This is a genomic window from Vibrio casei (assembly GCF_002218025.2).
Classification (GTDB): domain Bacteria; phylum Pseudomonadota; class Gammaproteobacteria; order Enterobacterales; family Vibrionaceae; genus Vibrio; species Vibrio casei.
The window spans coordinates 710,698-725,473 of sequence record NZ_AP018681.1 but is presented as its reverse complement, the minus strand read 5'-3'; the positions used below and the strand labels follow the sequence as shown (position 1 = coordinate 725,473).

General features: G+C 38.0%; 15 protein-coding genes. 7 read left to right on the top strand and 8 right to left on the bottom strand.

Annotated features, from left to right (window positions below):
• Nucleotides 1-102: 102 nt before the first annotated feature.
• Nucleotides 103-1,761 carry a DUF2813 domain-containing protein gene (locus VCASEI_RS16330; protein ID WP_089110825.1) on the bottom strand — a complete coding sequence of 553 codons (1,659 nt, stop codon included), beginning with the start codon at nucleotides 1,759-1,761 and terminating at the stop codon, nucleotides 103-105.
• Between the two features lie 242 nt (nucleotides 1,762-2,003).
• On the opposite strand from VCASEI_RS16330, the gene VCASEI_RS16325 reads away from it, so the two are divergent.
• Nucleotides 2,004-3,752 carry a bifunctional metallophosphatase/5'-nucleotidase gene (locus tag VCASEI_RS16325; RefSeq protein ID WP_086958680.1) on the top strand — a complete coding sequence of 583 codons (1,749 nt, stop codon included), beginning with the start codon at nucleotides 2,004-2,006 and terminating at the stop codon, nucleotides 3,750-3,752.
• A gap of 290 nt (nucleotides 3,753-4,042) precedes the next feature.
• On the top strand, nucleotides 4,043-4,993 hold the full coding sequence (locus tag VCASEI_RS16320; RefSeq protein ID WP_086958678.1) for a TerC/Alx family metal homeostasis membrane protein: 951 nt from the start codon (nucleotides 4,043-4,045) through the stop codon (nucleotides 4,991-4,993).
• A gap of 168 nt (nucleotides 4,994-5,161) precedes the next feature.
• On the opposite strand, the gene moeA is transcribed toward VCASEI_RS16320, so the two are convergent.
• Nucleotides 5,162-6,421, bottom strand: coding sequence for a molybdopterin molybdotransferase MoeA (gene moeA / locus VCASEI_RS16315; RefSeq protein WP_086958676.1), 1,260 nt, complete (start codon nucleotides 6,419-6,421; stop codon nucleotides 5,162-5,164).
• A 217-nt stretch (nucleotides 6,422-6,638) separates the two neighbouring features.
• Between moeA and folE the strand changes: the two genes are divergently transcribed.
• Nucleotides 6,639-7,322, top strand: a complete 684-nt coding sequence (folE, locus tag VCASEI_RS16310; RefSeq protein ID WP_086958674.1) for a GTP cyclohydrolase I FolE — start codon at nucleotides 6,639-6,641, stop codon at nucleotides 7,320-7,322.
• Nucleotides 7,323-7,425: 103 nt separating this feature from the next.
• Here folE and arfB read toward each other — a convergent pair whose 3' ends face one another.
• Nucleotides 7,426-7,839, bottom strand: a complete 414-nt coding sequence (gene arfB / locus VCASEI_RS16305; RefSeq protein ID WP_089110826.1) for an alternative ribosome rescue aminoacyl-tRNA hydrolase ArfB — start codon at nucleotides 7,837-7,839, stop codon at nucleotides 7,426-7,428.
• 153 nt (nucleotides 7,840-7,992) lie between these two features.
• Here arfB and VCASEI_RS16300 point away from each other — a divergent pair, with 153 nt between their 5' ends.
• On the top strand, nucleotides 7,993-8,580 hold the full coding sequence (locus tag VCASEI_RS16300) for a beta-phosphoglucomutase family hydrolase (protein ID WP_086958670.1): 588 nt from the start codon (nucleotides 7,993-7,995) through the stop codon (nucleotides 8,578-8,580).
• A 71-nt stretch (nucleotides 8,581-8,651) separates the two neighbouring features.
• On the opposite strand, the gene VCASEI_RS16295 is transcribed toward VCASEI_RS16300, so the two are convergent.
• From VCASEI_RS16295 to VCASEI_RS16280, 4 genes are all read right to left on the bottom strand, one after another.
• Nucleotides 8,652-9,065, bottom strand: a complete 414-nt coding sequence (locus tag VCASEI_RS16295) for an FKBP-type peptidyl-prolyl cis-trans isomerase (protein ID WP_226983410.1) — start codon at nucleotides 9,063-9,065, stop codon at nucleotides 8,652-8,654.
• Nucleotides 9,066-9,135: 70 nt separating this feature from the next.
• Nucleotides 9,136-9,492 carry a thioredoxin domain-containing protein gene (locus VCASEI_RS16290; protein ID WP_089110827.1) on the bottom strand — a complete coding sequence of 119 codons (357 nt, stop codon included), beginning with the start codon at nucleotides 9,490-9,492 and terminating at the stop codon, nucleotides 9,136-9,138.
• Nucleotides 9,482-10,632, bottom strand: a protein-coding gene (locus tag VCASEI_RS16285) for an IS3 family transposase (protein ID WP_110957783.1) whose coding sequence is annotated in 2 segments (ribosomal slippage) — nucleotides 9,482-10,389 and nucleotides 10,389-10,632 — 1,152 coding nt in all. Because the reading frame shifts where the segments join, the coding sequence is not laid out codon by codon here. The genes VCASEI_RS16290 and VCASEI_RS16285 overlap by 11 nt, the downstream gene beginning before the upstream one ends.
• 28 nt (nucleotides 10,633-10,660) lie before the next feature.
• The gene (locus VCASEI_RS16280; RefSeq protein WP_197709595.1) at nucleotides 10,661-11,008 is read right to left on the bottom strand and encodes a thioredoxin domain-containing protein; all 348 of its coding nucleotides are present in this window, start codon (nucleotides 11,006-11,008) and stop codon (nucleotides 10,661-10,663) included.
• A gap of 314 nt (nucleotides 11,009-11,322) precedes the next feature.
• Between VCASEI_RS16280 and VCASEI_RS16275 the strand changes: the two genes are divergently transcribed.
• Nucleotides 11,323-12,378: a S1 family peptidase gene (locus tag VCASEI_RS16275; protein WP_089110832.1), complete on the top strand. Its 1,056-nt coding sequence runs from the start codon at nucleotides 11,323-11,325 to the stop codon at nucleotides 12,376-12,378.
• Nucleotides 12,379-12,506: 128 nt separating this feature from the next.
• Here VCASEI_RS16275 and VCASEI_RS16270 read toward each other — a convergent pair whose 3' ends face one another.
• Entirely contained in the window at nucleotides 12,507-13,007 is a 501-nt protein-coding gene (locus VCASEI_RS16270; protein ID WP_089110831.1) for a CreA family protein, read from the bottom strand.
• A 260-nt stretch (nucleotides 13,008-13,267) separates the two neighbouring features.
• Between VCASEI_RS16270 and VCASEI_RS16265 the strand changes: the two genes are divergently transcribed.
• Together VCASEI_RS16265 and VCASEI_RS16260 are read left to right on the top strand one after the other, a co-directional pair.
• Nucleotides 13,268-13,795 carry a hypothetical protein gene (locus tag VCASEI_RS16265; protein WP_086958660.1) on the top strand — a complete coding sequence of 176 codons (528 nt, stop codon included), beginning with the start codon at nucleotides 13,268-13,270 and terminating at the stop codon, nucleotides 13,793-13,795.
• 169 nt (nucleotides 13,796-13,964) lie between these two features.
• Nucleotides 13,965-14,615, top strand: coding sequence for an HAD-IA family hydrolase (locus VCASEI_RS16260; RefSeq protein ID WP_086958658.1), 651 nt, complete (start codon nucleotides 13,965-13,967; stop codon nucleotides 14,613-14,615).
• The last annotated feature ends 161 nt before the right edge of the window (nucleotides 14,616-14,776 follow it).

Below are 14,776 nucleotides of genomic sequence, written 5' to 3'. Positions count from 1 at the left end.
ATTTAAATGAAACTGAAATGATAGTAACGGTTGATCACGTGGGAAACAAACATTGTTCATGGTGATGGCTGTTGAATAAATGAATGAACAGAATAAATACGGCTAAGTGTTTCCATTTGCCATGGTTAATACCCGTTTTAAAATCCATCTTAAGAGTAGTGGAATTTTTTCAGCACCGTGTTCTTCACAGTATTCGACAATACCTAACGCAAGATCAGGTTTAGCGTGTTTCTTCACGGCTCTCTGGACAATTTTTTTGTCTGGGATAGGGTGATTTGGCGTAATATGAACCATGCTTCGAAAAAAGTCTTCAAAGCCATTGTTGTATAGAAAATGTTCGATATCACGATCGGGTAATTCGGTGAGCCGATGCTTCTCCAAGTCTTGCTCTAGCTGAGTACGGGTGGTCATCGCATACTTTTTACCGGCAGGATCGCCATCAACCACAACATGCCAATCGATGTGTAATGCCTTCGCTACTTTGATTAAAGATTTTAAGCCCGATTGAGCAAACTCTATAAGTTGAACTCCTTCCGAGGCCAAATTATAACCATAAATCTTTGATAATTCGTTGAATAACCAAACTTCGGTTTCTCCTTCTACCAATAGCCAGCAGCGGGCAAACAGCGCGTTAGGGCGATGAAAACGAATATGAAAACTGATTCGTCGTAAGTCATCTTTGCTCAAGAGGTTCTCTTTAATCAGAAAAGCGCTGGTTTTATCTGATTGACGTACTAATCGTCGTATGGAAGAAAGAGGGACGGCACTGAGTAAAATACCGCTATTGGTTGTTAGAATTTTCTGCATTGGGATCAGTTGCAGTAACTCCCAAGATTTGAGTAGATTGGTTGGGTGTAGACGTCCTTCTGGGTCTTCTAAAATTAAGATAGGGCGAGCATTGGTACTAATAAATGACGATCCTTTTGCTTGAAGGTAAGCATTTAATAAACCCATTAATAGTAATTTACTCTGTTGATTTTTATTTCTATTAAGAAGACTAACAAGGCTAGCTTGATCCTCTGATGAGTGGACTTGGCCGGAGAATAGGTTTTCTCTTGGTTGTTTTATATTCGATTTGGGTAATTCTTGAAAAGAAAAGTAATGTTCAATTAAATGTTGCATCGCATTTAATGTACTTTTCATCTCCGCTTTATTGACATGGCCGGGCATGGCTAATAAGCGTCGATAGGTGTTATTTATCCTTTTTTCTACTTTATTATCGGTGGTTTTGAGTGGTTGGCGATCATCTGTGAAGATTAGGCGGCGAGCATCACGAAGACGGATGACAGGATGGATTCGTGATAGTTCAATGGCTAATTTTTTGCTGTCATGCAGCGCAATGGTTTCAGCTTTATTATTAAGAAAACCATATTGAGTTTGAATTTTATGGTCAATTCGAAATGCTGTTACTTGGTAGATCAATGTTTTTATTGGGCTATTGTTACTGTCAGTATCATCAAGCCAAATAGGTTTTATTTTTCGATATCGAGGGTTTCGATGTTCATTTCTTATGGTAGTTTTCCACCGAGTTATGATCTGAATTTGATCAGTTTGTGGTTGAGAAAGTGCATAATCAACATGAAAATCTTCAATTTCGAACTGATGTAGCTGGCCATTGATGGGTAAAACGAGGCAAAGGGCATCCAGAAGTGAGGATTTTCCCCAGGTATTTTCGCCCAGTAATGTTGTGATTTCATCAAAGCTGAGTGATAGGCGCTTGATACCTCGAAACCCTAAGATTTCAATTCGATCTAATTGCATGAAAGCCTCTCTTAGAGATGAGTTTACTTGTAGAGTATAGGAGCGAATAAAGCTAAACGATTGTATTCATCACAATTTTTTCTTTTGGCTTGGAATCAATGTGACAAAAGAAATTCATTTAAGTGAAATAGTCATAGTTTTGTCATCAAGCAAGCATTAGTATGGTGAGGTATAAAAATCAAGAAACAAAAGACTGAATAACAGAAATTCAGTGAGAAGATAGACACGATCACAGAGGTATAATGATCCAAAAAAATAATCAATCGGTGAGCTTGCTCTTAGCTCATATCAATGACACCCACTCTTATTTCGAACCAAGCTCATTGCAATTAAAGCTGACTATTGAACAACAAACACTTCAGCCATATGTGAGTGCTGGTGGTTTTGCACGCATTGCTACTAGAGTGAATCAGCTCCGCCAGCAGGCAAAAGAAAGTGATAAAGGATTTTTATTTCTGCACGCTGGAGATTGCTTCCAAGGCACGTTGTATTTTTCTCTTTTTAAAGGAAGAGCGAATGCTGAATTATTGAATGCATTGAATATAGATGCTATGGCGCTAGGCAATCACGAACTCGACATGGGTAATGAACCTGTTGCGTATTTTCTAAAGCGAATTAATTTTCCTTTACTAGCTGGTAACTGGGATGTCTCGAATGAATCTAAAGATAAGCCAGTCAGAGTGAGCCAAGCGGATAACTTACGATCATTTAATACTAACGAGCAGTGTGCACATTGGATAGTTAAAACGGTAAATGGTGTAGACATTGCTATTTTCAGTTTAGCTTTAGATAAGATGGCTGAGATTTCTAACCCTGACCAAGATACGCCATTTATAAATGCGATTGAAGTGGCAAATTCAACCATTAAAAATATTCATAAGCATAGCGTTAAGAATATTATTTTATTAAGTCATCTGGGCTATGAAGCTGATTTGGATTTAGCGAGTAAGGTTAAGGGAATAGGTGTCATTGTTGGGGGACACTCCCATCGGTTACAGGGTGACTTTTCATCGGTTGGCTTAGAAAAAGATGATGATTATGGACAAAAAATCGGCCAAACTTTTGTGGTGCAAGCGGGCTATCATGCTTTATCTATGGGACATTGTGAAGTAACGTTTGATGCTGAAGGCAATGTTTCTCACTTTAATGGAAAAAATGAATTATTACTTGGTCGTCGTTTATGTTTAGATGCCAGTTTATCACAAGTATATGTCGATAACGCTCACGTAAAAGCCAGTGAAATGCTAAAGCAAAATCCGAACATTGTGATCTGTAAAAAAGATCCGATGGTTCACGATATCTTACTGAATAAATATATTCCTCGGGTTCGTAAGCTGCAAAAAACTATTGTGGCGAAGAGCGACTTTCCTTTACGACATGTGCGTATACCTGACAAAGATGGCCCGAGTGTGCTAGCCCCTTTAGTTGCTGAATCATTTTTATTTATGATGAACAAGCAAGGATTTGATGTGGATTTTTCTATCCATAACGCTGGTGGTGTGCGTAGCTCTTTGAACCCAGGAAATATCACGATTGCTGATATTGCCGGTAAATTATTACCTTTTGCGGTACCGATTGGTGTATATGAAATAGAAGGACGCTACCTTTCTATGATATTGGAGGGCGCTATGAATAATGCTTTTAATAATGGCGTTGAAGGCACAGGATCAGGCAGTTATCCATACACTCATAATTTACGCTATACCTATGATGCCGATAAACCTTCAGGGCAGCGCATTGATTCTTTACATATTTGTAATCGCGAGGGTGATTGGCAATTAATTGAGCATGATCGCCTTTATACGGGAACCTCTTCAGCCTACACAATGAAAGGCAAAGAAGGCTATGATGCGATTATTAATATGAGAAAACATGGTACAGTGACGAGTTTCTCAATGGCTGATTGTTTCGTTGAGTTTTTACAAGTTAATAATGATCGGTTTCAACATACATCGTCAGTATTGAGCCGATCAAAACAAAATTTAAGATAAGGGATTGGTAGCATCTAAAATATCAAAAATACCTCTTGGTGGCAGGTTCTGTAAATTGTACACTAAGCGTGTTTGGGGAGTAGTCAGTGAAAATTTGCTTGTCGTCATCTCGAAGTAGGCCACGATCATCGTGATAGATCTATTTCCGGTAAGCAAAGGTGAAAACGAAGGTTTATCACTCTGACGAGACCAACGCATATATTGATTATCAAATTTTTATTTGGTGATTTTTCATATTATGCGGAAGGTCTGGATCTCTTAATTCATTTCTTTCCGCGTTGGAGTAAGAAATGCACATCTCGACTTATGCTTATTTTGGTTTATTAACGTTATTGATGTTTGCTTTAGATGTATGGCAAACGCGCAATGGCAATGTGACCATTAAAAAGGCTGCTATTTGGAGCCTTGTTTGGATTTTCCTCGCTTTTTTATTTTTTCTTTCTTTATATAAGTTTTGGCCTGTATTTGAGCCAAATAGCCTTTATACACCTCATGATGCAGCAACCGCTTTTTTGACCGGATTTTTATTAGAGAAATCATTAAGTGTTGATAATCTTTTTGTTTTTGCGCTGATATTTGGTCGGTTTGTTGTACCGCATGAATTGCGTCCAAGAGTGTTATTGTGGGGAATCATTGGCGCTCTTATTTTACGCGGTATTATGATCGCTATTGGGGCGGAATTATTAGAATCATTCCACTGGGTATTGTATCTATTTGCGTTCTTTTTAATTTGGACGGGTTATCAGCTTACTAAGCCAGAAGAGGAAGAAGAACAAGTAAGCTCTTTGCCTGAACGTCTAGTCCGTAAGTTTTTTAGAGTTATCGATTCTTATCAGGGGACAAAGTTATTTACGAAAGATAGTCATGGATTATTGGTCACGCCATTGCTGATTGTTGTGGTCGTGATTTCGATGACAGATGTTATGTTTGCTCTGGATTCAATCCCTGCTATTTTTGCCGTGACACAAGAACCATTTTTAGTCTTAGCGGCCAATGTTTTTGCCTTGCTTGGGTTAAGATCCTTGTATTTTGTCTTAGAAGGAATGCTTGATAAGTTTGTGTACTTAAGGCCAGCATTGGCTTTTATTATGATATTTATTGGTATTAAAATGTTGTTGATTGATACGGACTGGGCTATTCCTACAATGGTTTCTTTACTCGTATTGCTGACGACCATGACGATAGCCGTTATTGCATCTATCATGAAAGAGAAGAAAGCAGATAAATCAATGGACAATTAGCAATAAAGCATCAGTAATAAAGACGAAATATAAAAACGGAGCTTCACTATGGGCTCCGTTTTTATATTAGATACAACGGTAGAATTTAGCTCACTTCTGGTTTGGAAAAGCGAGTGGTTTGGAAAAACGAGTTTACGTCATTATCGTTAATTGAGCGGTAGATGGTCTCTAATAAAAGCTTGGGCTGAACATTTGGAAATTAACGGTTTCCCCAACCTCGACACGACCACGATCTTGCTCTAATACGACAAAGCAATTTGCGGTACTCATTGAACGAAATGCTCCAGAGCTTTGATTACCGGTAGTTGACACTTCAAATCGTCCGTGTTGATTTAATTGATAAATCCCACGTTGATAATCGGTACGGCCTGGTTGTTTTTTAAAGGCGGTCGTTGTTGTTGCTGGGAGTAACGGTTGGGCTTGCCATTCACTATGTCCTGCAAGTTTCGCCAGCAGTGGTTGAACAAGAATATATAATGTGAGAATAGCGGATACAGGGTTGCCTGGTAAACCGCAAAAAATAGATTCAGAACGTTCATTGGTGGCTAGAAGCTTTCCAAAAGCAAAGGGTTTACCCGGCTTCATTGCTATTTTCCAGAAACCGATTTCACCTAATTCGGTAAGAAGATCTTTAGTATAATCCGCTTCACCAACGCTCACTCCACCGGATGTAATTACCACATCAGCCTGTTGTTGTGCTTGTTCGAAAGCTTGCTTAAGTAATACTTTATCATCTGGAATAACGCCTAAATCAATTGCTTCACAACCGAATTTTTCTAACAACACCTTGATACCGTAACGATTACTGTCGTAAATTTCACCAGCTTTAAGTGTTGTGCCTAATGGTTTTAATTCATCGCCAGTTGAGAAAAAGGCCACTTTAGGTTTGCAATAAACTGAAACCATTGGAATGCCAAGAGTGGCAATCATCGGGATATCACGCGGTGTGAGTCGGTGTCCTTTGGGAAGGACGAGTGCGCCTTGTGTAATATCATCTCCCATTGGGCGAATGTTTTGTTGGGGCTTGACAGGTAAAGCCTGAGAGAAATCGATCATTTCACCATTCGCTTGAGTTTCTTCTTGCATGATGACCGCATCACAACCATTAGGAACTTGTGCGCCAGTCATTATACGGATGCAAGTGCCTACTGGCCACTTTCCATTAAAAGGAATACCGGCGAAAGACTTACCTGCTAACGGTAAGTTTACCGTATGTGCTAAGTCTGCAATACGAACCGCGTAACCATCCATTGCTGAATTATCAAAAGGAGGAACGTGCATTGGTGAATGAGCATCCTCACTGAGAACATGACCGACTGCTTGATCTAAATTTTGTTGGATGGTCTGATCAATAGGGTCTATAGAATCAAGCATTTTTGAAACAGCAGTATCTATAGGCATTAAGCCTGGAGTGTCACAGCATCCCATCATTTATTCCTAATTGTGTATGTCGATAAGGTATCTATTATTACTAAAATAGACAAAAGATGAAATGATTAACCTCAGGTTATGCCTAATAGAATAAAGAACACACGTAATTTAAGGATGTAATTATTGTTGAGAACGAGTATCCTTGTCGTCCTCAAAATCAAACAGATTGTATGGATTTGATAAAGAGTTGGAATGTTTAAATCGGAGAACACGAATGGCAAAGTTGGAGATTCAATCGCAAAATAATCCAGAGTTAAGCGAATCTGCCGCATTGGTTCAGTCTGCATTGGAAACTCGAGGAATTGAGACACCGATGCAACCAAATGAGATCACAAAAGAAGAGAAAAAAGAACGCATTGAACATCATATGCGTGAAATTTTGACATTACTTGAACTTGATCTTGCCGATGATAGCCTTGAAGAAACGCCGCGTCGCATCGCCAAAATGTATGTAGACGAAGTATTCTCCGGGCTTGATTATAAAAACTTTCCTAAAATTACGGTCATTGAAAATAAAATGTCGTGTAGTGAAATGGTTCGAGTTAAAGACATTACTTTAACCAGCACGTGTGAACATCATTTAGTCACCATTGATGGTCAAGCCGCGGTTGCCTATATTCCACGTAGTAAAATTATTGGCTTGTCAAAAATCAATCGTATCGTTCGATTTTTTGCACAGCGGCCACAAGTTCAAGAGCGCATGACTCAACAGATCTTGGTTGCACTACAAACATTATTAGAGTCGGATGATGTCGCGGTGACCATCGACGCAACGCATTATTGTGTTAAGTCTCGTGGTGTGATGGACGCAACAAGTGTGACCACAACAACAGCGTTAGGTGGGATTTTTAAGTCTAACCCAGCGACTAGAGCTGAGTTTTTACATGGTTTAAGATAAATTCTTTCTAAGAAAAATCCGTTAACTTTATATAAAATTAACGGATTTTTTGATCGTGATGGAGCTACTTTTCATGAATTTTATTATTGGTATTGATGACTTATTAAAAATCTATTTTCCCTCGTAATTGCTTCGTTTGTCCTCTTTGTACCTTTTTATCGGTTCGCTTTCTTTGTGATGATTTGGTTGGCGCAGTTGCTCTGCGTACTTTATCTACTTTAATGGCTTCTAATATCATCAGTTTTAAACGCTCAAGGGCATCTTCTCTGTTTTTTTCTTGGGTTCGGAATTGTTGGGCTTTAATAACAATAACACCATCGGTTGTGATTCGTTTATCGGATAAACCAAGAAGCCTTTGTTTGTAAAAATCAGGCAGAGTAGAGCGTTGAATATCGAATCGTAAGTGAATAGCTGATGACACCTTGTTCACATTTTGCCCGCCAGCCCCTTGGGCTCTAATGGCCGTTAGTTCAATTTCCCAACTAGCAATTTCAACATTTTTGGATATTTTTAACATAATATGGTTATTAGCTCACATATTTGAGGGCTTTAGTTATCGAATTGTTGCTAATGTTGATGGTATGCTATTCCCATAGAAAAATTAAGTTTAAATGTTTCTATTGATATAACAGATAGCCAAAACGATTAAAATCAAACAAGAGAGGCACGTATGGCAGTAGATGTTTCTAGTTATAAAGGATTGATCTTTGATATGGATGGCACCCTTATCGATACAATGCCTTCACATCTTCATGCATGGCAACAAACTGCAGAGCAATATAACTTCCCTTTTGATCAAGAGTGGATTTATAGCTTAGGTGGAATGCCTTCTCGAAAAGTAGCAATGCAACTCAATGAACGATACCACATTGACATTGATCCTCAAAAAGTTGCAGATACAAAAACTAGGTTATTCAGAAATTTAATAGAGGAAGGCTGTGTGATCACTTGCACCTTCCAAGTACTCAAACAGTTTTATGGTAAAAAGAAACTAGCGATAGGAACCGGCAGTAATCAAGAAAATGCGATTAAACTGCTTGAATACAATGGTATTTTACCGATGCTAGATGCTGTTGTAACGGCTGCTGATGTTGAAAACCATAAACCGAACCCTGATACTTTTTTATTGGCGGCACAGCGTTTAGGATTAAAGCCAGAAGATTGTGTTGTATTCGAAGATACAGAAATAGGAAAGCAAGCCGCTTTAGCCGCGGGAATGGCGTGTATTATGGTCGTTAATGGACAGCTTATTGTTTAACTTTCGATAGATATAAGAATGATTCTCTGAGACTATTCAGAGCATCTTTGGGGAAACATGAATAATAAAAACTATTTTATTATTTCAAGTAATTCGACATCGAAAATGAGTGTTGAACCCGCGGGGATTGGCCCTGAACCACTTTTACCATACCCTAATTGATAGGGTATAAATAGTCGAAATTTTTCCCCTTCAACCATATGTTGTAAACCTTCTTGCCAACCTTTAACCACTTGATTCAACTGAAAGACAATAGGTTCATTACGTTTGTATGAGCTATCAAACTCAGAACCATCAAGTAGGGTGCCCTGATAATGTACTTTGACTTGACTTGTTGCTGTAGGGTGTTCTGTACCATTCCCTTTACGCAATACTAGATATTGTAAACCACTATCTGTGGTGATGACCCCTTCTTGATGTGAATTTTGTTCTAAAAATGCTTTACCTTCTTGAATGTTTTTTTCAGCAATTTTTTGTGTATTCATATTTCTATATAGAATAAAAGCAATGAGTAGTAATGCAATGATTGGCAGTAAAACTTTCACAGGTATACCCTTAAGGTTGTTTGAGTAAGAAGTTAATGGTTTTGGAAATACCTTGAATATCTTCATGTCCACCCACTAGAACTTGATATTTTCCATTAATGATAAAAGTTGGAACGGAGTTAAAATTGCCTTGTTTACTTATTTCCATTGCATCATTTAAATAGCGGAAAAGTGCTTTTTGTTGCAAAGCATCAAAGCTATATGGACTGATCATATGGCGAGAGGTGAATGTTTGTTCAATGGCTTTTTGTTGTTGAGTCATCGTCGAACCTTCACCAAGTTGCACTGCTGTAAATAAATCTTTCATCATTGTTTCGTCGGGTATGTGATCTGCTCCAGCCAGACTGGACACTTCATTAAGCGACATTTTGCTGTTCAAAGTTAACAGGGCTTAGATACCCAAGAGCACTGTGCCTTCTTGTCCGATTATAATCAACCTCTATGTACTCGAAGATCGTTTGACGCATCTGGTCTCTCGTCATAATCGGCTCATATTGGATCGCTTCAACTTTCATCGAATGGAAGAAGCTCTCAACACAAGCATTGTCCCAGCAGTTTCCTTTCCTACTCATACTTTGCTTTAGATTATAAACAGTTATGAGGTCTCGATAATCTTTTGAGCAGTACTGACTACCTCGATCACTATGAACGATAACCTGCTCAGGAAATTCGCGACGGAACAAAGCCATTGATAGAGCATCACAGACCAGCGTAGCCGTCATTCTGGTATCCATAGACCATCCGATTACTTGTCTTGAGTAAAGGTCAATAATTACTGCCAAGTACAACCAGCCTTCGCTTGTCGCAACATAGGTGATGTCTCCCGCCCATTTTTCATTCGGAGCCGCTGCGTTAAAGTTCTGAGCCAGCAAGTTTGGAGCAACTGGCATTTGATGCTTGCTGTCTGTCGTGCACTTAAATTTACGTGCCGCTTTCGGCGTTAAATCTTGACGCTTCATACTGGCCGCAATGGTTTTCACATTGTGGTTATCACCGCTCTCAGACAGTTCTTTTTGGATTCGCCTTGAGCCATCTCGGCCTTTGCTGTTATCAAAAGCTTCTTTGACCTTTGTATCAAGCTCTTGGCGAACTGCCTCGCGTTGGCTAGCCTTATGGCGATGTTTAACCCAGTAATAAAACCCACTTCGGGATACCCCGAATACCTTAGCCATACGTACAATATTGAAGTACATCAGGTGTTCGAGCATAAATTCGTAGCAATTTACTTTAGATTTTTCGCGAAGTAGGTGGCGGCCTTTTTTACAATTTCTAGCTCTTCTGCTTGCTCAGCCAACTGCCTTTTGAGCTTGGCAACCTCTGCGGCTAGCTCTTGTTCTCGCTGACTAGTATTGGTGTCTTTCTTCGAGTTCTTCCGCCACCCGTAGATTTGAGATTCATGTAAAGAAAGCTGCCTTGCAGCCGCAGCTACTCCCACTCTCTCTGCTAGTTTTAGGGCTTCTGCTTTAAATTCAGGGGAATGTTTAATTCTAGTTTTCTTAGTTGTCATTGTTCACCTCGTTAGTGATTGTACTCACTTAACTCAGTGTCCAAAACAGCTGGAGCGGATCAATGTGATTAAGTTGCATCACCGCAGCGTAGTAAATTAAAGCTGCAACTTGAGCTTGGTCATTAAAGGTAACATGAACTTTACCAAATTCTTGATTGGTGAGTTTCTCTAATTCAGGAATGGATGCTTCCATATTTCTGCAGTGTCCACAGGTTAATGAAAAGACTTCTGTCACGGGTTTGATATCTTTTTGAGTTAGTGGGGTTGCAAGTTGTTGGTATTGTTTGCCTAGTTTCGGCGTGTCACTTTCTGAGCAAGCAGAAAGAAAAACGAGTATGAATGCGAATAGAGTAAAAAGTTTAAAATGTTTAGGCATGGGCTCTTTCAGCGTTGTTGTATAAGTAATAGTTAGTAGAACACTTAGTACGAGTAAAGTTCCACTCGGAATCAATGTTCTATTTGAAAGTTAAAGATATTCGTAATCTTACAATTAAAATAGGCCTTGATGATACAGGTTATTTTTATTGGTGAATGCGTTACATCAACAGATGCCTATATTTTTTGTATATCCTCGCATAGATTAAAAACTTTTTCACAATAGACAATCTATAGGTGGTTATCTATTTATATTTTCTCTGTTAAATAGTATAAGAAAAGCCTGTATTGATAAATTATTCACGTGAGTTATAAATGGATCTTTTCACAAGCAATAAACAACATTTTAATTTGATTGGAGCTATCACAATTGGTTTGATTTTTTCTCCTTTTTCTTTAGCCAATACTGAAGGTTCAGCCATTACGCCTTATATTATTAATGGCAATCAAGCACAAATCAGTCATTATCCCTATATGGGTCTATTGACACTTAATTTTCTTGACCAATCTAGCCCTAATGTCGTGACTTTTTGTGGTGGGACTTTATTGAATGAACATTATGTTTTGACTGCAGCACATTGCCTGTATGCCTCAACAGAAGAAAAAAAAGAGGAGTTAGAACGCTTAGAAGTTGCTTTTAATATAGAAACCATCTCGAGTGATATTTTTGTCTCAAATAATCGCTATCAAGCCTCTGAAATTTATTATCCGGATACATATAACAACACCACTCTTGATGATGATGTCGCTATTATTAAGTTACGCAATCCGGTGGACTTGAACCTTATTCCGGCAGCTTCATATGTGAAATTAGCACCGTCAGAGACTTATCGACAGCCTGATTTCCCTTTTACATTGATCGGTTATGGGAAAATAGCACCAGATGCTTACGTCTCTGCAGGTTCAACCAATCAATCAGATACTTTAAAAGAAGTTTCAGTAACTTATTTAGAGCCTATGGAGTGTGAAAGTTCATTTGCCGATACTAAGATTTCAGAACATCAGATCTGTATCACTGGACCTATAATGAATCAGCTTCGATCTGGTGGCTGTCAAGGCGACTCTGGTGGACCGTTATTATTTTCTGAAGGTGGGCAGCTCTACCAAGCGGGGATTGTGAGTTTTGGTCCTGACTTTTGTGGTAGACCTGATATAGAAGTTCAAAGTGTTTTTACTGAAGTGTTCGATTACCAAGATTGGATTGCTTCGGTATTAAATGGAACGGAAACGGCAAAACAAAAAATGACAGCGACTAATAACATGGATAACTCAGGAAGTGATTCAGGTGGTGGCGGTTCGTTAGGTTGGCTTACTATGTTTATGTTGATAATCCTAGAGTGGAAGCGTAGAAGCAACCAAGCTGTACTTTGAATTTAAGTTGTATTTTTTAAACGAAATACGAGCAATAAACAAGAAATATGTAAAGAGATCCTATGCTATAAGTTGCATGGGGTCTCTTTAACGTTATGGCAGTAACATAATCACTAATGGCTTAGTAATTAGTTATTCTCTTGAGCCGATAATTTTTCAGCTTCCAGTTGAGCGGGGGTTTTATATGCTTTTGTGTTCCATAATGGAACCGTTGATAGGCTGTGCTTATAGCTGCCTTCAGTTTCTTTGGTACTATACGAAAGGTAAAGTAGGGTTTGCGAGTTTGCATCGAAAATACGACGAATTTTCAAGGTTTTGAATAAAACACTTTTAGACTTTTTAAAGACTATTTCGCCTGACTTGGATTTATCAATAGTATCAATCATTTCAGATGTTACTTCACCGGTTTGACGACAAGATATTCCCATATCCGAAGGATCTGCAAAATCTAAATTCGCTTCGACACTTGAAATATGACAAGTGATGCCCGTTACGATTGGGTCAGTTAATACATCTATTTTGATGTCTTTTGTTGTGAAAATACCCAGTGATACGTCACCAACTTCATTACTATCACAAGCGCTAAGTGATAATGTTATGCAAGAGATTAGGGCAATTTTTTTAATCATTTTCCTTTCCTTTGGAACAAATTAAATGTAAACAAATGAATCAGAATGATTCAATAGTAGTATCTTCCTGTCGGTGTGTTTTTAAATTCTAACACAGCAATGAAAAATACGTGTTGATATAAGAAAAATACTTATAAATAAGATGTTTAATGAAGGTATGATTTTTAATCGAAGGCTTTGCTGCTAGCCGATGTAGGTTGTAACTGTTAGGATGCGAACACGAATCTTATTTTCAATGCTAAAGTGAGCCAAAGGAATCTATGCAAACTCAAATTGTAAATTATCTTAATGATAAAAATAACTGGCTCGCTGAACAAGTTAATGTTGCATTTCCAACACCTCAAAGTATTGAAGGCCGTGACTTATACTTACAAGCTGAAAAAAGTAAAGAGTATAAGCTGACTCAACAATTTCAATTGTTATCATCTACATGGATAGATGATGTTGTACTGGTCGATTTTCATCGTTTAACTATTATTTTTTCAGTTTTACAGGCGACTCAATGGGCCAATGAATCAGAAAAAGAAAAATTAGTTATTGAGTTTTTAACTCAGATTATTTTAAGTGATGAATACCAATTGTATGTTGGCTTTATGGGAGCCACTCCTGCCGCGGCATTGATTGGAAAGCTTGATATTGAAAATCAAGTGATGTTGCTTAGTGATGTGGTTATTGCACCAGAATATAAAGAGAAAAATCAAGTTAATGATTTTATTTCGGATGTTTTACGTTATTTAGCAGTGAATGGAAAAAATATAAGCTCTGTTATCCATCCTACTTTAGGTTAAATACTAGATGACGAATAGATACAATGATATTTATTCGTTTTAAATAGTGATCCTGTTTATAAATTTTAATTTTTATATTGTTTGATCTAACACAATATTTGTTGCTCTCTGTCTTTTTTGTTCTTTAAAAGCGACACTCAAGTTCATGATATATGAATAGGGTATTCAGATGGATAAGGACAAAATTAGATGTGTGATCTTTGATTGTGATGGTACTTTAGTCGATAGTGAACGTTTAAGTTGCCAAGCTCTTGTTCAGGTTTTTGCCAGTTATGGTGCTGAGATTTGTTTTGATGAATGTATGGCGCATTTCCAAGGTGGAAAAATGTTCGATGTATTGAAAGAAACAAGTAATAGGGCTGGGCTCACTATCCCAATGGATATATTGGAGCCTAAGTATCGTCAATGTATGCGCCAACTATTTGATGAAAAACTGAAACCGGTTTCTTCCGCATTAGAAACGGTTCAATATTTGATTGATAAAGGTATTGCGGTTTGTGTTGCCTCAAATGGTTCTACCAATAAAATGGAGCACTCTTTGGCTTTAACCGGTATGTTACCTTTGTTTAAAAATAAAATTTTTAGCGCTTTTGATATTAATAGCTGGAAACCAGAGCCAGATTTATTAATGTATACCGCTATGCAAATGGGTTTTTTAATCGAAGAATGTTTGTTTGTTGACGATACGGAAAATGGTGTTTGGGCGGGTATTAACGCCAATATAAAGACAATTCATTATTGCCCAAATAATACGCATAATATTGTTCATCCATTGGTCGAATATATTCAAGACCTATCTGAGTTGAAAGCGTATTTTTAAAGATCGTATTGATTGAACTTAGATTATCAGAATATTTGAAACGTGCGAATTCATGCCTGTGTGTGGGCAAATAGTGATGTTCAATGCAGCACACAAACGGTATAAGCATGAGAAAATTCAGATATGCGATGAATCCTAGATTTTGGTTCTAGCGTGACAAC